The sequence below is a fragment of the Streptomyces sp. DF42 genome (assembly GCF_058267695.1).
Genome location: NZ_CM177859.1, coordinates 1,424,660 through 1,451,624, shown reverse-complemented (window position 1 = coordinate 1,451,624; position 26,965 = coordinate 1,424,660). Strand labels below are relative to the sequence as shown.

Here is a 26,965-nt window from a genome sequence, read left to right as displayed (position 1 = left end):
CGCCTCGGCCACCACAAAATTTGAAAACCCGCGAAATGAATACGAAGAGGTTGACTTTTTTATGGCCATCCACGCCTCTCCGGCGATGAACAACATGCTTTTCGTTCTCATCGGTGAGCGTTTGTTGCAGGCGAATGAGGATCTGGCTGGTGCCAGTCATGCGCCGTACCGGCGGTTGGCGAGGAATCTGGAGGAGTTGTCCGATCTCATCGAGCAGTCTGTTGCGGGTGCTGCGAGGTCGTTGCCGGCTCAGGTCGGGCGGGATTATGTCCGTGCGATGGGTACGTTCGTGGACGGCGGGGGGGCTGGTTTCCTGAGGCAGTTCGCGGCGGATCTGGACGGGATTGCCGATGACCGGGTGAGGGCTTCGTATCAGATCCTGGAGTCCAAGTGGCAGATCATTGCTGAGGTGATCCGGCTTCTGGTCGAGTTGGCTGTTGCTTTTGCGTTGTCCATGTTCAGTGGTGGGGCGGCTTTGGGTCGGGCGGCTGTGGCGAGGGCCCGTAGTCGTGCGGCGATCTTGGTGATTATGGCTGCGCTTGAGCGGCATGCGCTGCCGACGGTGAGTGAGGCGTTCGAGGAGGCTTTCGAGACGTTCGCGGTGCGTCTGGGCGTGATCGCTTTCACGTCTGGCGCGTTCAGTCCGAAGGGTTTCGACTGGAAGCAGATCGCGCAGGACGGGCTGGTCGGCGCGATCATGGGGGCTGTCCACTTGCCTTTGGCTGGTGTGTTGCAGGGTGCCACTGACGCGGCGAAGAAGGCTTTCAGGCGTGCGGCACCGGTGAAGGATTTCGCCGGTGATGTGGTTGCGAAGACCGCTACCAGGGCGGAGGCGGCGGGTGTCAACCGGTTGCCTGGTGGTGGGGATGGTGTGGGGTTGGAGGGGCATGCGCATGCGCATGCGCATGCGCATCCGGGAGTGGCGAGCAGTTCTCTTGCTGAGGGCGGTTCGGAGGCGTTGGCGGAGTTCGTGGGGAATGGGCTTTTCTATGGTGGGTGGTCGACTTCCTGGTCGACGTTCACCGGCGCGTCTCTCAGTGGTGTGAGTTCGCATGGGCTGCACTCGGGTGCGGTGGCGTCGGGTACGTGGATCAACAGTAATTTCGTGGTCAAGACCCCGCCTGTCATGGATGGTGTGATGAACACCGAGCCGGGCCCGGACATCGCGGAGGGGCAGGACGGCCGTGGTGCGGCTGGTGGTGTCGTGGGTGGTGTCCACGATGGCGGGGTTGGTGATGGTGGGGCCGGTTCGGAGTCGCTGACGGGGACTGTGTCCGTGGGTGTTTCGGGCGTGGGGGGTGCTGAGGCGGGAGTCGGTCCGGGCGAGGTTTTGGAGCAGCGGATCGATGGTGCTGCTTTCCCGGTTCCTGTGGTGGGCGGGTCCGGTGTGCGGGGGGCTGTTACGGGGTCTGTTGAGGGGGCGGCATCGCGTTCTGGTGGCGGTGACGGTTTGTCGGGTGTGGCTGGTGTGGCTGGTGTGGGTTCGGCGAGTGGTGTGGCGGGTGCCGGTGGTGGGCAGGCGCGTGCTGTTGCCGGGCGGGGTGAGGGCGTTGTTGACGGAGTGGGCCCTGGTGTGGTGGGGGCTGAGGGTGCGGGTGACGGTGTTGCCGCGGGTGTGGTGGGGGTTCCGGCCGCCGGGGGGCTTCCGGTAACGGCTGTTGAGGGTCTTCCGGTGACGGCTGTTGGGGGTCTTCCGGTTCCGGCTGCTGGGCCTGTTGCGGGGGCTGCGGTGTCTGGTGCCGGTGTGGTCGGGGCTGAGGTGCCGCGCTCTGGTGCGGTCGTTTCGCAGGCTGCGCCGGCGGTTGGTCCTGTGTCGGTGTCGGGGCTGGTGGGGGCCGCTTCTGGGGATGCGGCTGTGGGTGTGGGCCGTGTGTACGACGGTGATGGTGTGGTTGTCGGTGAGTCGGCGGTGGGTCTTGCGGGGGCGGTGGCGGGGGCCCCGGTGGGTTTTGTGACGTCCGCGGGGGCGGTTTCCGGCTCTGTGGGTGGGGTGGAGCGGTCCGCGGGCGGGGCGGGGTCTGTGGGTGTCGGTGGTGGGGGCCGGTCTGGGGTGCGGCTTGATGGTTCGGGGGCCGGTGGTGGGACTGCCGTGCCTGCTGATTCTTCCGTGCCTGCTGATTCTTCCGTGCCTGTTGATTCTTCCGGTCGGTCGGTCCGGGGCGAGGTTGCTGCGGTCGCGCCCGCGGTTGTGGAATCTGCGGTGGATTCTGCGGTGGTGCCTGGGGGCCCGGGGAGTGCGGGTGGGCGGTTGCCGGGTGTGCCGTTTGCTGCGGGGGAGGTGAGGAGTGAGCGGTGGAGTCCGTTCGGTGCTGCTGGTGGTGTGGGCCCGCAGGCGTTCGTGTTCACCTCGGCCGTTCCTGGGATGCGTAAGGTGGAGCGGTTTCTCGACGGTCAGTTCGTCGAGTTCGACGCACCGTTTGAGGTGCGGCAGCCTGACGCTTCGGGGGAGCGGGTCCAGGTCGGGTACGCGTGGGCCTTGCATCGTGGGGAGACGCCGGAGCAGGACACGATCGAGCTGACGCGGCGGGTGCATGTGGTGCGGCTGGAGGGCGTGGGCGCGGAGCAGGTCACGGCGTTTAAAGGTGACGTGTCGCGGGGGTTGGAGGAGCTGGTGCGCAACAGCGGTGACCCCCGGCTTCCCGTCCTGCAGCACGACCAGGTCACCGGCCGGCGACAGCTCGATCCGCTGCTGCGGCTGGGGGTGGAGTGGGTCGACTCCCCCAAGAAGGCGGACACCGTGGTGCAGCTCCATGGCGGCTCGCCGGGCGAGGGCCAGATGCGGCAGAGGAACTGGTACATCGGTGCGGGTCCCGCCGGCGCCGTCCACGAACTCCTCCATGGCTACGGTCCGCTGGACGACGAGTCCGACGATCGGGTGCTGCTCACTCCGGGTGGGCGGGCCGAGCAGGTGCTCGGTGAGGGTGAGTCCAGTGTGATGGACGATCCCCGTCCGGTCGCCGAGGGTGAGCAGCGGGTCGTCGTCGTGACGTCCGATCATCTCCGGCAGATCGCCGATGTCCTCACTCCCTACTTCGGTCGTGTGGCGCCCGGCGGTGAGTATCTTCGGAAGGCGGGTTTGTTCGGCGACGAGTCACGCGCGGCCGATGTGGACCCGGCCATGGACCACCGTGCGGAACCCGCGGAACAGGCGCAGGACGAGGCCGGGCACAACCGGCCGTCCGACCCCGGCGCCCTGGGGTCGGACGGCCAAACGCAGGCGCGGCGCCAGGACGCCGACCCGGGACACTCCGAGCCGCCGGTCGTGCCGCCCGTGTCCGGCGTGGCGCCTGCGGTGAACCACGACACGGCGCCCAGGCAGGTGTCATTTGAGTCGGAGTCCACTCTGGAACCCATCGAGGATCCCCGTGAAGGAGGGTTCCACCCGGGAGAGGTGGACTTGCTCGAGTCGGTCTCCGGCGGGGACTCCAGCCAGGTGCCGTTCGCCCCGGCGGCCCCCGCCGCGGTCATCGGCAGCGATCGCGGCATTCTGGATACCTGGACCCTGCAGAAAAAGATGCAATTCCTGAAGGACGTTCTGGGGTCGAACCGGGCCGTGGCCAAGGATGTCGTTGTCACGGAACAGGCGGTGAGCTACTACCGATCGGGCGTGATCCGTGAACTGAGAACGAGCACCGCCGCCCGGGTCGATGCGGCATTGCTCCGGGCCATGCTGAGACACCTGGGGAACGAGCTGGGGTGGTCGGATCAGCGGGTGGGCAGCGAGATCGGGGCCGACCCGGGTGAGGTGAGCAGCTACCGCGACGGTGAGAAGCTGCCGCGCGGGGTCGCCGTCGAGCTCGAGAGGGTGTTCCTCGAGCACTATGTCCCGCATACCTGGACCCTGCAGAAAAAGATGCAATTCCTGAAGGACGTTCTGGGGTCGAACAAGGCCGTGGCCAAGGATGTCCGTGTCTCGCGCCAGGCGGTGAGCGACTACCTATCGGGCGCGATCCGTGAAGCGAAAAGGCACAACGCCGCCCTGGTCGATGCGGCAGTCCTCCGGGCCATGCTGAGACACCTGGGGAACGAGCTGGGGTGGTCGGATCAGCGGGTGGGCAGCGAGATCGGGGCCGACCCGGGTGAGGTGAGCAGCTACCGCGACGGTGAGAAGCTGCCGCGCGGGGTCGCCGTCGAGCTCGAGAGGGTGTTCTTCGAGCACTATGTCCCGCCCGGAGGCGCCGCCCATGTCTTGACGGGTGACACGCAGGGTGATGGCCGGGCCCGGGCGCCGCTCGCCCCGGCGGGAGCCGGGGGAGCCGGGGGGCCGAGGTCGGTGTCCGGCACTGCCGGCGGCGCGGCCTTGGACCCGGAGGCATTGGACCGGGCCGAGTGGGACTCCAGCGGGGAAGGCCTCGACGTACCGTTCGCGGACCAGTTGGACTTCTGGTTCGCGCCGGGCTCCGATTGGGCACCCAGCCGGGAAGACCTCGGCGCGGGCGGGTCGGATGTGGAGATGGAGGAGGTTGCGCCGTCGGATGAGGATCTCCCCGACTTGGGCCTCGACGCGCTATTCGACGAGGTCAGGCCGGAGGCCACCGGCCCCGGGGGCGTGGAGGCCGGCGCCGGGTCCGGCGATACCGCGCCGATCGGCACCGGTGGCAGCGCCCGGAGCGAGACGGTCAGGGGGGCGGGCATGGTGGCCGGGGAGGCGCAGCCTGAGCCGGTCCCCCTTCTGGAGCCCATCCAGGATCCCCGTGAAGGAGGGTTTTACCCGGGCGAGTTGGACTTCTTGCTCGAGTCGGACTCCGATCTGGACTCCAGGGGAAAGCGGCCGCTGGCGCAGGAGACACAGCTTCCGGCAGTAGAGCAGGGGGGTAAGCGGCAGCGGCGGCTGGGCGTGCCGGGTGCCGATCCGGACTCCGTTACGGAACCCACCGGGGAAGGCTCGGCCTACCTGGATTCGTTGTTGGAGTCGGACTCCGATATGGAACCCACCGGGGAAGGCTCGGCCTACCTGGATTCGTTGTTGGAGTCGGACTCCGATACGGAGCCAACTGACTCCGATCGGGTCTCCATCCAGGCAGACCTCGGCGCGGACGGGTCGTTGTCGGGGAGCGCGGTGGCCGATCCCGCCGCGGACGGCACCCGGTTTGTCGACGCCGGTGTGGAGTCCGGGGACGGGGCTGTGCCGAACCTGGCGGAGCCTGCCAGCGAGGCGGAGCTGGCGATGCCGGACCTCGACGTCCCGCACGAGCTGATCCGTGACGCGGTCGCCGAGCCCCGCGACGCCGGGCCCCGCGCGGTTAGCGGGCCGGAGGAGCAGGAGCGCCTGCGGGAGCGCCTGGCCTCCCTGAGGAAGGATCTGCGGCTGAAGACCGACATAGCCGTGCGCGATGCACTCACGGTCGACCCGTCGACGGTGAGGAAGTGGAGGAAGGGGGCTGATATCGGATCCGAGTTCGCCCGCCGGATCAACGAGCTGTACGAGCTGGTGGAGGAGGCGAAGGGGCGGCCTGGGTTCGACCCCAAGGCGCTCCTCGCGGAGTGGCAGAAGCCGCCGAAGAACAGTGCGCCGGTGGGCCCCGGACCGGATGACGCTGCCGAGGGCCCGGCCAGCGAGAGCCTGCTCCCCAAGACCCTCCTGATGCTCATAAAGCGCAAGCTGGGCGATCGCGATTACGATCGCGTGGCCGCGAGGCTCAGCGGCGGAGGGGAGCCCGTCGCTGCGGCGTTGGTGCATAGCTGGACAAGGGTCGGGCTAAATCGCCGGGTGACCCCGAACCTGGAACAGATCAGCCGGATCCGGGCTGTGGCCGTCGAAAGGGTCGGCTCCGACGGGCTCGAGGCTTACCAGAAGACCCTGAGGCAGCTGGAAGCCCTGACGCGTGCGCATGGGCAAGAGCGGGTGGCCACGCTGGGCGGCGTCACCGAGGCGGAGGTGAGCAGCTGGGGGGGGCGAGGCACTCACCTGGTGGATGAGGGGCATGCGGATTGGATCGACGCGGAGTGGCGGCGGTTGCCGGTCGAGGCGCGCGGGGAAGCCCCGGCGGGAGCCGAGGGAGCCGAGGGAGCCGGGGGAGCCGGGGGAGCCGGGGGAGCCGGGGGGCCGAGGTCGGTGTCCGGCACTGCCGGCGGCGCCGCCTTGGACCCGGAGGCATCGGACCGGGCCGAGTGGGACTCCAGCGGGGAAGGCCTCGACGTACCGTTCGCGGACCAGTTGGACTTCTGGTCCGCGCCGGGCTCCGATTGGGCACCCAGCCGGGAAGACCTCGGCGCGGGCGGGTCGGATGTGGAGATGGAGGAGGTTGCGCCGTCGGATGAGGATCTCCCCGACTTGGGCCTCGACGCGCTATTCGACGAGGTCAGGCCGGAGGCCACCGGCCCCGGGGGCGTGGAGGCCGGCGCCGGGTCCGGCGATACCGCGCCGATCGGCACCGGTGGCAGCGCCCGGAGCGAGACGGTCAGGGGGGCGGGCATGGTGGCCGGGGAGGCGCAGCCTGAGCCGGTCCCCCTTCTGGAGCCCATCCAGGATCCCCGTGAAGGAGGGTTTTACCCGGGCGAGTTGGACTTCTTGCTCGAGTCGGACTCCGATCGGGACTCCAGGGGAAAGCGGCCGCTGCCGCAGGAGACACAGCTTCCGGCAGTAGAGCAGGGGGGTAAGCGGCAGCGGCGGGAGGGCGTGCCGGGTGCCGATCCGGACGCCGTTACGGAACCCACCGGGGAAGGCTCGGCCTACCTGGATTCGTTGTTGGAGTCGGACTCCGACATGGAACCCACCGGGGAAGGCTCGGCCTACCTGGATTCGTTGTTGGAGTCGGACTCCGATATGGAACCCACCGGGGAAGGCTCGGCCTACCTGGATTCGTTGTTGGAGTCGGACTCCGATACGGAGCCAACTGACTCCGATCGGGTCTCCATCCAGGCAGACCTCGGCGCGGACGGGTCGTTGTCGGGGAGCGCGGTGGTCGATCCCGCCGCGGACGGCACCCGGTTTGTCGACGTCGGTGTGGAGTCCGGGGACGGGCCCGTGCCGCACCCGGTGGAGCTGCCCGCGGAGCCTGCCAGCGAGCCGGGGCCGGATGAGCCGAACCTGATCGGCGAGTTCTTGAGTGAGGTGAACTGGGCCGAGCTGGGGTCCATAGGGGACTCCGGCGTGGAGCGGGCGGGGTCGCCGGCTGAGCGGTCCGGCGGGTTGCCGGGTGTGCCGTTTGCTGCGGGGGAGGTGAGGAGTGAGCGGTGGAGTCCGTACGGTGGCGGTGGTGTGGGGTCGCAGGAGGCGTTCGTGTTCACCTCGGCCGGTCCTGGGACGCGTAAGGTGGAGCGGTTTCTCGACGGTCAGTTCGTCGAGTTCGACGCACCGTTTGAGGTGCGGCAGCCTGACGCTTCGGGGGAGCGGATCCAGGTCGGGTACGCGTGGGCCTGGCTTCGTGGGGAGACGCCGGAGCAGGACACGATCGAGCTGACGCGGCGGGTGCATGTGGTGCGGCTGGAGGGCGTGGGCGAGGAGCAGGTCACGGCGTTTAAAGGTGACGTGTCGCGGGGGTTGGAGGAGCTGGTGCGCAACAGCGGTGACCCCCGGCTTCCCGTCCTGCAGCACGACCAGGTCACCGGCCGGCGACAGCTCGATCCGCTGCTGCGGCTGGGGGTGGAGTGGGTCGACTCCCCCAAGAAGGCGGACACCGTGGTGCAGCTCCATGGCGGCTCGCCGGGCGAGGGCCAGATGCGGCAGAGGAACTGGTACATCGGTGCGGGTCCCGCCGGCGCCGTCCACGAACTCCTCCATGGCTACGGTCCGCTGGACGACGAGTCCGACGATCGGGTGCTGCTCACTCCGGGTGGGCGGGCCGAGCAGGTGCTCGGTGAGGGTGAGTCCAGTGTGATGGACGATCCCCGTCCGGTCGCCGAGGGTGAGCAGCGGGTCGTCGTCGTGACGTCCGATCATCTCCGGCAGATCGCCGATGTCCTCACTCCCTACTTCGGTCGTGTGGCGCCCGGCGGTGAGTATCTTCGTAAGGCGGGTTTGTTCGGCGACGAGTCACGCGCGGCCGATGTGGACCCGGCCATGGACCACCGTGCGGAACCCGCGGAACAGGCGCAGGACGAGGCCGGGCACAACCGGCCGTCCGACCCCGGCGACCTGGGGTCGGACGGCCAAACGCAGGCGCGGCACCAGGACGCCGACCCGGGACACTCCGAGCCGCCGGTCGTGCCGCCCGTGTCCGGCGTGGCGCCTGCGGTGAACCACGACACGGCGCCCAGGCAGGTGTCATTTGAGTCGGAGTCCACTCTGGAACCCATCGAGGATCCCCGTGAAGGAGGGTTCCACCCGGGAGAGGTGGACTTGCTCGAGTCGGTCTCCGGCGGGGACTCCAGCCAGGTTCCGACTGCCGCCGATGAGGAGGAGGCCGGCGGCTGGAGTGTGCGGGGTGACGTTGACGGCGGGCAGCGATCGAGCCTGGGCGGGCCGCGGGGCCGGCTGCTCGGGGTTCCGGCCGATGGCTACTGCCTGATCTACTCGCTGGTGGCGAGTGACCCGCAGCAGGTCCTGGATACGCTCTCAGGGCAGGACGGTGACGCTTCCGTCACGCACGCGTGGCTGGGCGATCCGACCGCGGTCCGGCGGGAGTTGGACAAGCGGGCGGAGTTGGTCTCGGGTGGCGGTGTCCCTGAACGGAGCGTGGCGGATGCCACCATCGAGGCTGTGCGGAACACGGTCGAGAAGTACCTGACCGGCAGCCGGGGCGGTCTGCCCCCGCAGGTCGTCGGCCAGTTCCGGCGGAGCGTGGTCCAGGACTACCGGGGGCGCCTGGAGAGCATGGACCGCGATCAGCTCATGGCGGAGGCGCGGCGGCTCGGCGTCGACGGCCTCACCCACCCGGAGGCGATCAACCCGGCGGATCTGCGCACCTACTACATCGAGGCCCGCACCCGGGAGCTCGTCGGCACGGGGATGACTTCGCAGGAGGCCCGGGGTGTCGCGGAGGCCGAGGTCGCGGTGCGGAGCGGGGCCGACGCCACGGGCGGCGTGTTCGTCCTGTCCGACGATGCCCTCAGTTCCCGGGGGCAGTTCGGCTACCTCCAGGCACGCGGCGGGCTGCCCGCGCTCGACACGCTTTCGCCCGAAGGGCTGCGTGATGTGCTGGCGACCGCGTACTCGCAGAGCACGGCGCCGCTGGACGACCAGGAGTTCGCGACCGTTCGGCACGCGGTGCGGAACTGGAACGCCATGTGGGCCAGCGACCAGGGAGAGGTCTTCCTGCCGCTGATGGCCCACGCTTTCGGACGGCAGGTGAACGTGCTGCGCATCGGCGGGGCGGGCGGCCAGGGGTCCGCGCGGCTGGTGGAGACGGTCGGCCCGCAGGGCGCCCTGGGGATCGAGTTCTTCTACAACACCACCCACTACAGCGGCAGCGACGCCGAGGCGGCCCTGTTCGGCGAGGTGGAGCCGCTGAAGAAGCCGCTGGGGATGGAGCCGGAGAAGGCGGTCCGGATGGGCTTGAAGGCTTGGTCGGAATACAGGGCGGCCTACGGCGACCCGCTGTTGATCAGGCGCTTCGAGGCGCAGCGGCACCGGTTGCAGAACGGCGAGTTCGAGACCCGCGTGGTGGTCCGCATATTCCTCGACGTCAAGCATCCCAAAGACGACTATCCCATCACCTCGGATGAGGTGGATCAGCTGAAGGAACGCGCCCAGGAAGCTGTCCACAAGTGGTACAACCGTGGCTACCGGCTTCCCAACGGGGACCTGCTCCGGGTCGACCTGGAATTCGTGTCAGATCCCAAAGCCCCTCGCCACCACGACGTCAATCTGCACGCCAAGTCCGAGCGGGAGGACCACGAGAACTGGTCGCTCGACCTCGCCCTTGAGCCCGAAGTGTTGGCCCACGAGGTGGGGCACCTGTTGGGTCTGGATGACGAGTACCGCGAGGGCGTCGACTTCGGCTTGCGCGCGGTCTATCTGGGCGCTTCTTTGATGGGCGGCCCCAGAGCCGTGGACGGTAGGGGGCGCCCGGATGTGGACTACGACCATCGCAGCTACGACCCGGACAGCGTCCCGGGCCAGTGGCGGCTCAAACCCCGCCATCTGCGCCGGATCGGAGCGGACGCCGAGGGCGCCCTGGGCACCGCCCGCCTCGGGGTCGACGGCGAGCTGGTCTTCTCCACCGATGAAACGCTCCAGCCCCGAGCGGATGGGCTGCCGACCCGCCCCCACATCCCCCTGGACGTCCGGGAGGCCGCGCTGTACGGGGATCCCCGCAGGGGGGTCGGTGGGCACCTGGCGCCCCGGGGGATGTCGGATCGCCTGCGGCCGGAACGGCGGGGGCCGAACAACGCCAACGGGACGTACCCCGCCGAGTACGTCACGGCCGACGGCCTGACCCCGCGGCCGGCGCTGAACGACCGGGTGCGACACGTCGCGGGCGACCTGGCGGTGCCCGCGAGGCGGGATCAGATTCAGATGATGCTCCCCGACCACTGGGACGAGGACGACGCCGTCTACAACGGTGAGCAGGCGTACCTGGATGCCCTGCGCAACGGCAAGGTCCGCCCGGTCAGGGGGAAGCCCGGCTACTCCACCTGGGAGGGCGTGTACGCCGGGGTGCGGTTTACAGGGGAGCTGAGCCCCGACGGCTCGATCACGGGATTCCGGCCTTCCGACGACCAGTCCGGTCTGAAAGCCCCCGACTACGCGCCGCTGCCCCTACCGGCCCGCCGGGAGACCTCGCTCCGCGCGCCCACTGGCAGCACGGTGACCTTGTTTGACAGGTTGCTGACCACGACGTTCAAAAACGGGAGCAGTCAGACCTTCGGGTCCCACGGGTGGGTGACATTCCCCTACGGGCCGGAGCGCATGGTCAGCCCGGGTACGGAGGTGGCCTATCCGGACGGCAGTACGACGATCCTGAACCCGGATGGGACATTCACCATGAGGTTCCCGGACGACGGGGGCAGCATGGAGATCGATCCGTCGACCTGGCTGGTCAGCATCATTCAGCCGAACCGTCCGCCCAGCGAGCTGTTGTTGCTCCCACCGGAACGCTGGGAGAACTTCCTCCCCACGCCTACTGACGGCACGATCACCTTGAACCCTGACAGGTCGCTGACCATGAGGTTCGGCGGCGGGAGCAGCCGGATCTTCTATCCCGGCGGGAGGGTGGTGACGACGTCCCCGGACGGGATGACGAGCAGTGACTTTCTCGCCCCGGGTAAGAAGATAGCCAATGCGGACCGCAGTACGACGATCCGGAACGCGGATGGGACATTCACCGTGAGGTTCCCGGACGACGGGGGCAGCATGGAGATCGATCCGTCGACCAGGATGGCCGTCGCCACTGAGCCGAACCGTCCGCCCAGCGCGGTGTTGTTGGGCCCACCGGCCCGCCGGGCGCCCTCGCCGGCCCGCCGGGCGCCCTCGCTCATCACGCTCAGTGGCGGCACGGTGACCGTGAACCCTGGCAGGTTGCTGGCCATGACGTTCCCCAACGGGATCAGTCAGACCGTCGGGTCCGACGGGGCGGTGACGAGGAGGTTCCCGGGCGGGAGGACGCGCAGCGCGAAGCTCAACCCGCTTCAGATGGTGACCAATCCCGACGGCGGTAGCACGATCCGGAACGCGGATGGGACATTCACCGTGAGGTTCCCGGACGACGGGGGCAGCACGGAGATCAATCTGTCGACCAGGCTGGCCGTCACCACTGAGCCGGACGGTTCGGTCAGCGCGCTGGTGTTGGTCCCGGGCTTCGGCCAGCGGGTCGAGGACATGGCCAGGTACGGCGAGCGCCGCACCCGGAGCGGCGCCTACCACGCGCAGGCGCACGAGAAGGACTTGCGGAGGAACCACGGCCTGCGGATCAAGCGCGGCAAGAGGCACGACAACGGCACGTGGCAGGCCACCATCAGGTTCCTCGACCCGGCGGTGCCCCCCTCGGACCCGCGGGCAGAAGACAGGACCCACTGGCGTCTGCACCAGGACGGGTCCGAGCACACCATGTTCCCCAAGGCGTGGACACCCCACGAGGTGCTGAACGCCGTGGAGCAGGCGTACATCGCGGCCACCGCCGCGGGTACGTTCAGGCTGCTGGAGGACGGCACCTATCACTGGGTCGGCGAGGCCAGGGGGATCCGCATCGAGGGCCTGGTCCGGGACGGCGAGCATGTCGCGTACCGGCCCACGCAGGTGCAGCCCCACCGCCGATGGCCCCAGGGGAAGTGGATCGGCGAGACGCCTGTCGTGCCGGTAACGTTCGCCCGCGAGGGGCAGAACTTCCGCGACGGGGGGGACTTCGGTTTCGATGTCCAGCGCGTGCTGTTCCCCAACGGACAGTGGGGCCTTGACCTCACGGCCCAGATCCACCTGGCCACCGAGCCCGGTACCGACCCCGACCTGGATGCCTTCTGGACACGCATGCAGGCGGAGGTGGCCAGCGCCTACGGCGGCATCGCGCGTGCGGACGGGGCACCGCCGGTCCGCGTCTCGTTGGTCCGCGTCGAGAATTCCCAGGCGGCGCCCCGCGTGGTCGAGGTCGGACCGGAGAGCATCGAAGAGATCCGGGACGGCCTGCTGCAACTCTTGGGCGTACGGCCGGACGTCGGCGAGTTCACGTTCTTTGCCCAGCACTTTGCCCAGCTGCCGGACGGGGCGGCGCCGGCCGCCGACGACTGGCTGCCGCCCGGCGGCACCGACCCGGAGCAGGGGCGGGCGGCCATCGACCACGCCCTCGACCTGGCAGACCCGTTCAGCCGGCCCACCACGCTCCGCGAACCCGACCCGACGGATCCCGGCACGTGGAATACAGATTCCGACACGTGGAATACCCCTTCCTCGTGGGAACGCTTTGTGAAGGATGCCCGGGCTACCTGGGCGAGGATCGTTGAGGCGTTCGGTTCGTGGCCCTCAGCGGCCCGGTACTGGCTCGATCGCTTTGTGGAGTCTGTCCGGAACTTCCTGCGTGGGCCGGGCCCGAGCCGCACTCCTAGGCCAGGTGAGCCGGAGCAGGAGCGGTCTGGTGGGCGGTTGGTGACCGGGTCGGCCGATGGGGAGGAGACCGACGCCCGGACCGCGCAGGGTGACGTCGACGCCGCACAGCGACCGACCCCCGGGAGGCAGGTCCGTGCCCGTGGGTCGAAGGAGGAGGCCGGCGGCTGGAGTGTGCGGGGTGACGTTGACGGCGGGCGGCGATCGAGCCTGGGCGGGCCGCGGGGCCGGCTGCTCGGGGTTCCGGCTGATGGCTACTGCTTGATCTACTCGCTGGTGGCGAGTGACCCGCAGCAGGTCCTGGATACGCTCTCAGGGCAGGACGGTGACGCTTCCGTCACGCACGCGTGGCTGGGCGATCCGACCGCGGTCCGGCGGGAGTTGGACAAGCGGGCGGAGTTGGTCTCGGGTGGCGGTGTCCCTGAACGGAGCGTGGCGGATGCCACCATCGAGGCTGTGCGGAACACGGTCGAGAAGTACCTGACCGGCAGCCGGGGCGGTCTGCCCCCGCAGGTCGTCGGCCAGTTCCGGCGGAGCGTGGTCCAGGACTACCGGGGGCGCCTGGAGAGCATGGACCGCGATCAGCTCATGGCGGAGGCGCGGCGGCTCGGCGTCGACGGCCTCACCCACCCGGAGGCGATCAACCCGGCGGATCTGCGCACCTACTACATCGAGGCCCGCACCCGGGAGCTCGTCGGCACGGGGATGACTTCGCAGGAGGCCCGGGGTGTCGCGGAGGCCGAGGTCGCGGTGCGGAGCGGGGCCGACGCCACGGGCGGCGTGTTCGTCCTGTCCGACGATGCCCTCAGTTCCCGGGCGCAGTTCGGCTACCTCCAGGCACGCGGCGGGCTGCCCGCGCTCGACACGCTTTCGCCCGAGGGGCTGCGTGATGTGCTGGCGACCGCGTACTCGCAGAGCACGGCGCCGCTGGACGACCAGGAGTTCGCGACCGTTCGGCATGCGGTGCGGAACTGGAACGCCATGTGGGCCAGCGACCAGGGAGAGGTCTTCCTGCCGCTGATGGCCCATGCTTTCGGACGGCAGGTGAACGTGCTGCGCATCGGCGGGGCGGGCGGTCAGGGGTCCGCGCGGCTGGTGGCGACGGTCGGCCCGCAGGGCGCCCCGGGGATCGAGTTCTTCTACAACACCACCCACTACAGCGGCAGCGACGCCGAGGCGGCCCTGTTCGGCGACGAGTCACGCGACGCCGGTGTGGACCCGGCCATGGACCACCGTGCGGAACTCGTGGAACAGGCGCAGGACGAGGCCGGGGACGGAGACTGGGCCGGGGGGCTCGAGGCAGCGGACTTCGCCCAGTCCGTGGGACCGGAGGGGGTGTTCGACGAGGCTTCGGCGGGCGAGGAGGAAACGGACGGACAGCCTCCGGCCAAGAGACAGCGGCGGGACGATGCGGAGGGCGAGCGGTCCGGCGAGCAGGAGTTCGGCGAGCACGAGGTGAACCTCTCGGCAGCGGAGTTCGGGCTGCCTTCCAGCCCGGATCCCCGGGCGGTGTCGCCCAGCGAGCGGTCCGGCACGGCCGAGGAGGAGTGGGCGAACGGGTGGGGCTGGTCGGGCTTGTCGCCTTCGGGGACGGAGGACGGGGCGGTGGACCGGGAGCCCGCGGCCGGGGGAGTCGGGGGGCCGAGGTCGGTGTCCGGGGCTGCCGGTGGCGCCGGGGGGGGTCTCGGCAAGCGGCGGCGATCGCCGGATGAGCCGGACCTGATCGGTGAGTTCGCGGATGGGCTGGTCGGGGTCGAAGACTCCGGCGTGGAGTTGGCGGGGTCGCAGGCTGAGTGGTCCGGCGTGGATGGGGCTGGGGCCGCTTTGGCCGCCGGTGCCGTCGGTGGCTTGGGGGGGCCGGCGTTCGGTGGTGACCGGGCAGAGCTCGGATCTGGGGGGGACGACGGTGTCCGTGGCCAGGACGCGGGGGTGAGTGGCGTCGGTGTGGAGTCCGGGGACGGGGCCCTGCCGAACCTGGCGGAGCTACTGGTGGAGCTGCAGCCGGAGCCTGCCGGCGAGGCGGAGCCGGCGGGGTCTGACCTCGACGTCCCGCACATGCCTGTCCGTGCCGCGGTCGACGAGCACCGCGACGCCGAGCCCCGCGCGGTTAGCGGGCCGGCGGAGCAGAAGCGCCTGCGGGAGCTCCTGGACGACCTGCAGTATGAGCTGGAGGTGTCCGACAGTGCCATGTCCCTGGCACTCGGGGCCCGCCACAGGGGGAGGGTGTGGGCCTGGAAGAATAATAGGGAGATTGTTATCGGAGACGTGTTCGCCAGCCGGATCATCGGGATGCACGCGCTGATGGTGAAGGCGAAGGCGGAGGCGAAGGGGCTGCCGTTCGACCGCAAGGCGTTCCTCACGGAGATGCGGTCGAAGTACAGTGCGCGGGTGGGCGGTGGTGGCATGCTGTGGTCCGGACCGGATGACGCTGCCGAGGGCCCGGCCAGCGAGATCCCGTACTACAAGATCCTCCTGAAGCTCCTGCAGCGCAAGCTGGGCGGTCGCGGGTACGGTCGCGTGGCCGCGAGGCTCGGCGCCGTTGAAGGGAAGCGCGTCGATGCGGCGGTGGTGCGTGACTGGGCAGGGGTCAGGGTAGAGGTCAGGCCAAAGGTCAGGCCAAAGGTCAGGGTAAAGGCCCCGGCCCCGGAATGGATCGATCGGATCCGCGATGTGGCCGTCGAACACGTCGGCCCCGACAAGCTCAAGGCTTACCAGAAGACCCTGAGGCAGCTGGAAGACCTGTCGGAGGTGCTGCGGTCGGACGTGGAGGCGGACAAGCTGCTCGGCTTCCCCAAGCTGAAGGTGTCCCGCTTGCGGCGAGGCCGTCACCTGTTGGATGAGCCTGGGGTGCTTGCCGGCGAGATCGACAAGAAGTGGCGGCAGTTGCCGGTCGAGGCGCGCGGGGAAGCCCCGGCGGGAGCCGAGGGAGCCGGGGGAGCCGGGGGAGCCGGGGGGCCGAGGTCGGTGTCCGGGGCTGCCGGTGGCGCCGCGGGGGTTCTCGGCCGGCGGCGATCGCCGGATGAGCCGGACCAGATCGATGAGGTCGCGCATGGGCTGGTCGGGGTCGAAGACTCCGGCGCGGAGTTGGCGGGGTCGCAGGCTGAGTGGTCCGGCGTTGATGGGGCCGCTTTGGCCGCCGGTGCCGTCGATGGCTTGGGGGGGCCGGCGTTCGGTGGTGGCCGGGCAGAGCCCGGATCTGGGCGGGACGACGGTGTCCGCGGCCAGGACGCGGGGGTGAGTGGCGTCGGTGTGGAGTCCGGGGACGGGGCCCTGCCGAACCTGGCGGAGCTACTGGTGGAGCTGCAGCCGGAGCCTGCCAGCGAGGCGGAGCCGGCGAGGCCTGACCTCGACGTCCTGCACAGCTGGATCCGTGCCACGGTCGACGAGCACCGCGACGCCGAGCCCCGCGCGGTTAGCGGGCCGGCGGAGCAGAAGGAGCGCCTGCGGGAGCGCCTGGCCTCCCTGAAGAAGGACCTTCGGCTGAAGACCGACAAAGCCGTGAGCGATGCATTCACGGTCGACAAGTCGTCGGTGTCGAAGTGGAGGACGGCTGGTATCGGATCCAAGTCCACCCGCAAGATCAACGAGCTGTACGCGCTGGTGGAGGAGGCGAAGGTGCGGTTCGGGTTCGTCCCCGAGGCGCTCCTCGCGGATTGGAAGGGGCTGCCGGGGAACAGCGCGCGGGTGGGCGGGTATGGCAGGGTGCGGTCCGGACCGGATGACGCTGCCGCGGGCCGGGCCAGCGAGATCCCGTCCTACAAGATCCTCCTGAGGCTCCTGCATCGCAAGCTGGGCGGTCGCGGGTACGATCCCGTGGCCGCGAAGCTCAGCGACGGAGAGAAGCGCGTCGATGCGGCGGTGGTGCGTGACTGGGCAGGGGGCAGGGTAAAGGTCGGGGTAAAGGTCAGGGTAAAGGTCAGGGTGACCCCGGACCCGGAATGGATCGACCGGATCCGCCATGTGGCCGTCGAAAAGGTCCACCCCGACAAGCTCAAGGCTTACCAGAAGACCCTGAGGCAGCTGGAAGACCTGTCGGATGCGCTGCGGTCGGACGCGGCCGTGGACAAGCTGCTCAAATTCCCCAAGCTGAAGGTGTCCCGCTTGCGGCGAGGCGCTCTCCTGTTGGATGAGCCTGGGGTGCTTGCCGACAGTATCGACGCGGAGTGGCGGCGGTTGCCGGTCGAGGCGCGCGGGGAAGCCCCGGCGGGAGCCGAGGGAGCCGAGGGAGCCGGGGGAGCCGGGGGGCCGAGGTCGGTGTCCGGGGCTGCCGGTGGCGCCGCGGGGGTTCTCGGCCGGCGGCGATCGCCGGATGAGCCGGACCAGATCGATGAGGTCGCGGATGGGCTGGTCGGGGTCGAAGACTCCGGCGTGGAGTTGGCGGGGTCGCAGGCTGAGTGGTCCGGCGTGGATGGGGCCGCTTCGGCCGCCGGTGCCGTCGATGGCTTGGGGGGGCCGGCGTTCGGTGGTGGCCGGGCAGAGCCCGGATCTGGGCGGGACGACGGTGTCCGCGGCCAGGACGGGGGGGTGAGTGGCGCCGGTGTGGAGTCCGGGGACGGGGCCCTGCCGAACCTGGCGGAGCTGCTGCCGGAGCCTGCCAGCGAGGCGGAGCCGGCGAGGCCTGACCTCGACGTCCCGCACATGCTGCCGTTTGCTGCGGGGGAGGTGAGGAGTGAGCGGTGGAGTCCGTTCGGTGCCGCTGGTGGTGTGGGCCCGCAGGCGTTCGTGTTCACCTCGGCCGGTCCTGGGACGCTTAAGGTGGAGCGGTTTCTCGACGGTAAGTTCGTCGAGTTCGACGCACCGTTTGAGGTGCGGCAGCCTGACGCTTCGGGGGAGCGGATCCAGGTCGGGTACGCGTGGGCCTGGCTTCGTGGGGAGACGCCGGAGCAGGACACGATCGAGCTGACGCGGCGGGTGCATGTGGTGCGGCTGGAGGGCGTGGGCGCGGAGCAGGTCACGGCGTTTAAAGGTGACGTGTCGCGGGGGTTGGAGGAGCTGGTGCGCAACAGCGGTGACCCCCGGCTTCCCGTCCTGCAGCACGACCAGGTCACCGGCCGGCGACAGCTCGATCCGCTGCTGCGGCTGGGGGTGGAGTGGGTCGACTCCCCCAAGAAGGCGGACACCGTGGTGCAGCTCCATGGCGGCTCGCCGGGCGAGGGCCAGATGCGGCAGAGGAACTGGTACATCGGTGCGGGTCCCGCCGGCGCCGTCCACGAAGTCCTCCATGGCTACGGTCTGCGGGACGACGAGCCCGACAAGGAGCGGGTGCTGCTCACTCCGGGTGGGCGGGTCGAGCAGGAGCTCGGCCCGGATGAGTACAGTGCGGTGGCCGATCCCAGTGAGGCCGCGGGTAGGCGGATCGTCCTGACGTCGGATCATCTCGGGCAGATCGCCGAGGTCTTCATTCCCTACTTCGGTCGTGTGGCGCCCGGCGGTGAGTATCTTCGTAAGGCGGGTTTGTTCGGCGACGAGTCACGCGCGGCCGATGTGGACCCGGCCATGGACCACCGTGCGGAACTCGTGGAACCGGCGCAGGACGAGGCTGGGGACGGAGACTGGGCCGGGCGGCACGAGGCAGCGGACTTCGACCAGTCCCCGGCCGTGGCGCCCCAAGAGGGCGAGACTGCGGCCGTCCAGCAGCCAGGGCCCGCAGAGGAGCCCCCGGTGGGCTACCCCCGGGTGGACGAGATGGTGCACGAGACGGATCGCCCCTTCGTGGAACAGGCGCTTGTCGCAGGAGAGCGGGTGTGGCTGTTCAGCGACGCTGACCCGGAAGAGGTCTTCGCGAACGGCGTTCGCGCCAAGGATCCCTCCAGCCGCAGCCAACTGTGGCTCTGGGCATTGGACAATTCGGCGCCTACCCAGTTCATCGCAACCACCCGCAATTTCAACCGGTTCCGCGATAAGCGATACCGCTGCGAAATCCACTCCTGGCTGAACTCCGAGCCCAGGGGCGTAAACCTCAATATGGTCATCCTGAAACAGAAGGCGAGCTCACATCTCCCCGCGACGTTGAGGATCACTCACGACGTATCAGAGGTCACTTTCGCCGGCTCCCTTGGTCCGCAGGCCTTCTACAGCGTCTATGACCGTCTCGAGGACCGTACCGGGTATTGGGATCCGGTGACCCGCACGGTCGACTGGCATCAGGGGCAGCTCCAGTCGCGGCGCGATCCGGGCGCCGTCGGCCGGTCGGCCGATGCCGCGGCGGAGCGGCAGGACGACCGACCCGCTTCTGTGTCTTCCGAGGCGGTTGCATTGGCGGCCCCGGAGGCCCGGTCCGGGCGGGACGGCAGCGAGGGCGGACATGTGCCGGGTGAGTCGGTTCGCCTGGGCGACTCCGAAGCCGAGGCGCCGGCTGCCGGTCCAGGGACCGGGGACGCTGCTGCGGACCTCGCTCGCGAGAGGGCCGGTGAGGAGTCCGGAGAAGTCGACCGGGCTGACGCACCCACGGCATCCGACGCGTCACAGGCACCGGCGGACGACGAGGTGTCGTCGCGAACGGTCGGGCCGATGCCTTTGGTCAGTACTGCAAGCAGCGCACCAAAGGACGAGATGTCCCCCGGGGCGGATGTCGGGGAAACGCAGCCGCATGGGGTAAGGGATACCGTCGACCTGGAGTCCGGTGAGGCGGACTCCGTGCAGCAGTCCCCGCAGCGGTCCGACGCGTCCGGCGTGTCCGAGGAAGGTTCCGAGGGCGACCCGGATGAGTCGGAGTCGTCGTCCGGCGCCGCCTGGAGGCGGTCGAGAACCGAGTCGCGGGCGTCGTCGTTCGAGGCGGAGTCGGATCAAAGCGACCTTCACGGTTCGGACTTCTCGTTGCCGTTGGGTGATGGCTCTGAGTCCGGTGATATTGAGGGGCCGGATACGGCGTTCTACGGCGCCGGCGCCGCGGCTGACGCATCCCGGTCGGCGTCGGCCGAAGTGGTTTCCCCCGTCGCCTCGTCCGCCGGTGCCACCAGCGGTGGGTCTGCTCGGCCCGGTGAGGTGACCGAGCGCTCTTCTGGGCAGTCCGAGGACCAGGATCACGCGGCGTCAGAGGAGGGCGCCGGGTCCGCCCCTGAGGTTGGTGAGCGGCCGTCGACACAGTCGTCCACGGTGGGTACGGCAGACGTGGGCGCCGAAGTGATCGAGGAGCGGGCTGGCCAGGACTACCGCGGGGAACCGGCCGATGAGGATGGGTCCAGCCGCCCAGGTTCCGATGAGTCGATCCGGCCCTCGTTTGACTCGTCCTGGGAGCGGAACGAGACGGCCGGTGGGCAGCCGGCTGCAGCTGTGGAAGAGCCGGCGCCTTCCGTGGGCGAGCGTTTCATGGGCTCCGTCCGTGCCATCTTGGAGATGGCCGGTTCGATGGGTGTCCTTTCGTCGACCCCGTTGGCGGTGACGTCTACCCCGGAAACCGGCTCCACGGTGGAGGACCGGGAATCCGAGGAAGAAACCGGGGATCCGGCACCCGCGGTGGACTACGACATTGAACGCCGGCCTGTGGCGGAGTCGGAGGAAGCGGGACGGGCCGCCCCCGTGCGTGGCGCGTCGCGTGCGCGGGACACCGGATCCGGGCAGGTTGCCGGGGCCGAGTCCGCCGGCACGGGGCAGGACGACGTCTCCGCCCGGATCGAGCCGACGGCCGATGAGCGTCGGTCGCCGGGCGTCGGCCGTTCCCTGCCGAGACGGTTCTCCCCGGCCGTGGCGCCCCAAGAGGGCGAGACTGCGGCCGTCCAGCAGCCAGGGCCCGCAGAGGAGCCCCCGGTGGGCTACCCCCGGGTGGACGAGATGGTGCACGAGACGGATCGCCCCTTCGTGGAACAGGCGCTTGTCGCAGGAGAGCGGGTGTGGCTGTTCAGCGACGCTGACCCGGAAGAGGTCTTCGCGAACGGCGTTCGCGCCAAGGATCCCTCCAGCCGCAGCCAACTGTGGCTCTATGCATTGGACAATTCGAGGCCTACCCAGTTCATCGCAACCACCCGCAATTTCAACCGGTTCCGCGATAAGCGATACCGCTGCGAAATCCACTCCTGGCTGAACTCCGAGCCCAGGGGCGTAAACCTCAATATGGTCATCCTGAAACAGAAGGCGAGCTCACATCTCCCCGCGACGTTGAGGATCACTCACGACGTATCAGAGGTCACTTTCGCCGGCTCCCTTGGTCCGCAGGCCTTCTACAGCGTCTATGACCGTCTCGAGGACCGTACCGGGTATTGGGATCCGGTGACCCGCACGGTCGACTGGCATCAGGGGCAGCTCCAGTCGCGGCGCGATCCGGGCGCCGTCGGCCGGTCGGCCGATGCCGCGGCGGAGCGGCAGGACGACCGACCCGCTTCTGTGTCTTCCGAGGCGGTTGCATTGGCGGCCCCGGAGGCCCGGTCCGGGCGGGACGGCAGCGAGGGCGGACATGTGCCGGGTGAGTCGGTTCGCCTGGGCGACTCCGAAGCCGAGGCGCCGGCTGCCGGTCCAGGGACCGGGGACGCTGCTGCGGACCTCGCTCGCGAGAGGGCCGGTGAGGAGTCCGAAGAAGCCGACCGGGCTGACGCACCCACGGCATCCGACGCGTCACAGGCACCGGCGGACGACGAGGTGTCGTCGCGAACGGTCGGGCCGATGCCTTTGGTCAGTACTGCAAGCAGCGCACCAAAGGACGAGATGTCCCCCGGGGCGGACGGGCAGCCCGGCCACAACCAGCGGGGGCTCGATGTGGCGCCTGCGGCGGGACACCGCACAATGCTCGAGATGGTGCACGAGACGGATCGCCCCTTCCTGATGCTTGTCGAACCAGAGCGGGTGTGGCGGTTCGGCAACGCTGACCCGGAAGGGGTCTTCGCGAACGGCGTTCGCGCCCTGGATCCCTCCAGCCGCACCAAGCTGTGGTACTGGGCAATGACCACTTCGGCCAGGACCCAGTTCATCGGAACCACCGACAATTTCGACCTGTGGTTTCGGAACAAGCGATACCGCTGGGAAATCCACCCCAGGCTGAACTCCGAGCCCAGGGGCATACACCTCGAGTACACCCTCATGAGGCAGAGGGCGAGCTCACATCCCCGCGAAAAGTTGAGGAACACTTACGACGAATCAGAGATCACTTTCACCGGCTCCATTGATCCGCAGGCCCTCTACAGCGTCTATGACAGTCTCGAGGACCGTACCGGGTATTGGAATCGGGTGACCGGCAAGGTCGACTGGTATCCGGGGCAGCTCCAGTCGCCGGACAATCCGGGCGCCGTCGGCCGGGATTCCGATGGAGATCTCGGTGAGGACGCGGAAACCGACACCGCCGAAGCGGCGTGGAGAGCTGACGCACCCACGGCAGCCGACACGTCACAGGCACTCGCGGATGACGAGGTGTCGTCGGGAACGGTCGGGCCGATGCCTTTGGTCAGTTCGGCCAGCAGCGCGCCGGGGGGCGAGATGTCTGCCGGGGCGGACGTCGGCGAAACGCAGCCGCATGGGGTAAGGGATACCGTCGACCTGGAGTCCGGTGAGGCGGACTCCGTGCAGCAGTCCCCGCAGCGGTCCGACGCGTCCGGCGTGTCCGAGGAAGGTTCCGAGGGCGACTGGGTTGAGTCGGAGTCGTCGTCCGGCGGGTCCGTCGACGGGGGGCGGTCGGGAACCGAGTCGCGGGCGTCGTCGTTCGAGGGGGAGTCGGATCAAAGCGACCTTCACGGTTCGGACTTCTCGTTGCCGTTGGATTCGGGTGTGTCGTCGAGGCCTTCGTATGATCTGCGTGAGTCCATGGGAGTGTTGCGGGGGTCCCCTGAAGGATCCAGCGGATCGCCGGAACCGTCCAGCGACACGGAACCTGCCGAGGTCGTCTATTCGATCTCCGGCCTCGTCCCCGCCTCCCTGACCCCGCCTGGTGAGCGGCCCGCGACCGAGTCCGCCGACGTGGTGCCCGCCAAGGACCACGCCCCGGTGGGCCCGGACGAACGCCGGCCTGCGGTGGAGCCGGAGGAAGCGGGACGGGCCGCCCCCGAGCGTGGTGCGTCGCCTGCCCAGGACACCGGATCCGGGCAGGTTGCCGGGTCCGAGTCCGCCGGCACGGGGCAGGACGACGTCTCCGCCCGGATCGAGCCGGCGGCCGATGAGCGTCCGTCGCCGGGCGTCGGACGTTCCCTGTCGACGCCTTTCTACTCGCCTGGTTCCGCCGGGTCCGAGTCCGGCGTGGCTGCAGGGTCAGGGGTTGGGCAGGAGTCGTCGGGCTCGGAGCGGGCAGGCGGGGGGGCGCGGGAAGAGCAAAAGCAGGTCCTCGCGGACGTGGATCCCTCCTTGTGGGATCACCTGCGCGGCTATGTGCGGGGCCTCCGGGAGCAGATCATCGCGCTGCGCGGGACGCTGGCCGCCTGGGCGGGGCGCATTTGGCAGTCCGTCGTGGACTGGCTCCGTACGGGGGTCCGGAACCCGGCGACCGAGTCGGTCGAGTGGGCTTCTGGTGAGTTGTGGGGTTCGGGTGTGGTGAGTACCGATCGCTGGATTCCGTTCCGTCAGGCGTTCGAGTTCACCCCCGCTGATCCTGGGATGCGTAAGGTGGAGCGGGTTGTCGACGGTGAGCTCGTCGAGTTCGACGCACCGTGGGAGGTGCGTCGGCCGCCGGCTTCCGGGGAGCGGACCCAGGTCGGTTATTCCTGGGCGTGGTATCGCGGTGGTACGCCCGCGCAGGACACAATTCATCTGATCCCCCGGGTCCATCTGGTTTCGGAGGGCGTGAGTGCGGACCAGATGACGGCTCTGCGGGGCAATCTGCGGCGAGCTTTGGAAGATCTGGTCAATAAGCGGGACCACCCGCTGCCGGTGGAGGTCGACCAGGTCACGGGCCAGCAGTTGCCCGGTCCGCTGCTGCGGGTGGACGTACGGTTCGTCGATTCGCCGGGCGGGCGGGACGCGGTGGTCCAGGTCCGTGACGGCGTGCCGGGTCCTGGTCGGCCCATGGTCCAGAACACCTGGTTCACCGGTGTGCATCCTGCCGCGCATGTGCATGAGCTCTTCCACTGGCTTGGTGCGCGTGACGATGCGGCGGACCCGCGTGACGATGCGGCGGGCCAGCGGGTTCTGCTCACGCCCGGGGGCCGTGGCGAGCAGGATGTTGCGGAGGGCGATTCCAGTCTGATGGGCGCGTTCACCGACCCAACGCAGGTCTTCGTCGTCACCTCCGACCACCTCCAGCAGATCGCCGACGTCCTGACCCCCTACCTCCACCACAACACTGTCAGCGACCCGCCCGCGCGGACGGCGCCCGCCTCCGAAGCCGGGGACGGCGCGACGGCCCCCGGGCAGGATGCTGCTGACGCGCCGCCCCCCGTGGACGAGCCGATGGTGCGCCCTGCCGAGGACGCGCACCTGGTGCGGGATCCCATGGAAACCGGCCCCATCGTGGAGGACCAGGAATCCGAGGAAGACGCCGGGGATTTGGCACCCGCGGTGGACTACAACATGCTTTGGGACCCGCGTGATTATGTGGTCGAGGCGTTTGGAGAGCGGCTGTTCAGGTTCTCCGATATCTCGGCGGAGAAGATCTTCAAGAACGGATTTTCCGCTTATTCTTCCGAGCGGACGGTAACCCTGTGGCATTATGCGAAGTACAACGATCAGGCCCCGTTCGTCTCCACAACGCGTAACATCAACCTATGGTTCGGGGGAAGGCGCAATCGTTTCGAAATCGATTCGTCTCGTAATCCTGACCCTGCAGGTGTTGACCTCAATGCCACCCTCGATGCGGAACGCATGGGAGGATTCCTCGCCGGTCACCAGGTGGTGCCTTTTCGGCACGAGCAGGAGGTCACCTTCACGAACGCCATCGCTCCGATGGCTGTCGTGAGTGTCTATGACAGGGACAGAGATCGTACGGGTTTCTGGGATCCGACGCGCCGGCGCGTCGTCTGGCTGGCGGGGAATCGCCACTCTCCGACCCCTATGAATCTTTCCCTCCTTGACCCGGACGATCGCTCCTGTGTGGTATCCGGCATCGTCGGCGAACGGCTGTGGCGTTCCTCCGGCGAGTCTCCGGAGTTGGTCTTCCGAAACGGATTCCAGTCCGGTGGCGCCGACGAGGCCCCTCGTCTGCTGGACTGGGTGATTGAGGGCGGATCCGCGCCTTTCGTCTCGACCACCCGGCATCCCGCACCCAGCGAGGGCGCGCGCTACCTCTACCAGATCGCCTCGGAGCGGAACGCCGAATCCGTCGGTGTCGACGTCGGAGAAACGCTCCGCAGGCAGCAGCGGGCCGGCCTCATCCCGGACACATGGGTCCACCCCCGGCCCAAGGAACAAGAGGTTGTCTTCCTCGGCTCCATCGCTCCGGAAGCCGTCCTCAGCGTCTTCGACACGATTGAAAACCGTACCGGCCAGTGGAACCCGGACACGCAAAGCATCGAATGGGCTGAAGGGCAACTCCAGGAGGTCGATGCTGGACGAGTACAGGAACTGCTGGCGAGCATGCTGGGTTCGCTCCGGACCATCTGGGACACGGTCCGTTCCTGGGGCGGGGCGGCTCTTTCCTGGTTCGCGGGCTTGCTGAGGTCCGTGAGGAACTACTTCCAAGGGTTGATCCCCCCGGGCCTCGGAGCGGGGAGGTCCGTTGCCGCGGACGCAGGCGACGACCCGGAAGGATCCAACGGATCGCCAGAATCGTCCTACAACACGGACCCTACCGGGGTAGACGTCACCGCCAACGGGGTCGACGGGTTCCACGAGCAACTGCCCTTGACAAGCTCGGAGTCCGCATCCGCTGAGCCCGCGGACGAGGCCATGGAGTGGGCCGACCCGGATACGGCGCCTGCAGTCGATTACCGGGTGGCCGTCGGCGATGCCCGATCCGGGGCGGAGCGCGCGGGCTCGACGGCGGAGGCAGTGCCTGCGCGGGGCGGGCCACAAGCCCCCGCGGCCGCTGAGCCGACGCCGCCCCCCGTGGACGAGCCGATGGTGCGGGATCCCATGGAAACCGGCTCCACGGTGGAGGACCGGGAATCCGAGGAAGAAACCGGGGATCTGGCACCCGCGGTGGACTACGACATTGAACGCCGGCCTGTGGCGGAGCCGGAGGAAGCGGGAAGCTCCGCCCCCGTGCGTGGTGCGTCGCGTGCGCGGGACACCGGATCCGGGCAGGTTGCCGGGTCCGAGTCCGCCGGCACGGGGCAGGACGACGTCTCCGCCCGGATCGAGCCGGCGGCCGATGAGCGTTGGTCGCCGGGCGTCGGCCGTTCCCTGCCGAGGCGGTTCTCCCCGGCCGTGGCGTCCCAAGAGGGCGAGACTGCGGCCGTCCAGCAGCCACAGCCCGCAGAGGAACCCCCGGTGGGCCACCCCCGGGTGGACGAGATGGTGCACGAGACGGATCGCCCCTTCCTGGAACAGGCGCTTGTCACAGGAGAGCGGATGGGGCGGTTCCATGAGGCGGACTCCGCGCAGCAGTCCCCGTCCCGGTCCGACGCGTCCGGCGTGTCCGGGGAGGGTTCCGAGGGCGGCTGGGATGAGTCGCAGTTGTCGTACCTGGAGGGCATTGGGTCCGCGTCCGAGACGGCCGCGGTGTCACCGGTCGGGCCGGAGGGGGAGGGCGCGTTCGAGCAGTCGGCGCCGGTATCTGTCGTCAGTGGGTCGGGGTCGGTCGGTCTTGTGCCGTCTGCTGTTGCGGAAGGTGCTCCGGCTGGGGAGTTGGCCGGGGGGGATGCGGTGCGTGGGGTCGGTTCCGGCGGTGCTGGGGGTGAGTCGGGCGGTGGTGAGGCAGTGTCAGGTTCGGGGGAGGGGACGGGGCATCGGCGTGATGTCGCGGATGGTACGGTGCCGTCCCGGAGACTCGATGAGCTGCTCGACTCTGCGGCCGTGCTTGACACTCATGTGCAGCTCGAGCATGTGAGAGGGCTGCCGTGTTCAGAGGCGGCCGCGGCTACTTGGCTTCTGGCGCCCGACGCGTGGCGTCCTCTGCGCAATACGCTCCGTCGCGAGGACCTTGCGGAGTTGCTGCGTAGGCATTCGGAGCTCTTCCCGGTGGAGGTGCGGGAGGAGTGGGCCCTGCTGTCCGGCCGGGAGGGGGGCGGCCGGGAGGGGGGCGGTCTGCTGCCCGGGTAG

1 protein-coding gene is annotated in these 26,965 nt (G+C 69.2%); it reads left to right on the top strand.

What is annotated here, in order from left to right; translation table 11 throughout:
• The first annotated feature begins 61 nt into the window (after positions 1-61).
• Entirely contained in the window at positions 62-26,965 is a 26,904-nt protein-coding gene (locus tag ACYUED_RS06530; protein ID WP_491291358.1) for a scabin-related ADP-ribosyltransferase, read from the top strand.

Coding starts and splice junctions, on each gene's coding strand:
- ACYUED_RS06530 (WP_491291358.1), top strand. CDS start 62: ATGGCCATCCACGCCTCTCCGGCGATGAACAACATGCTTTTCGTTCTC.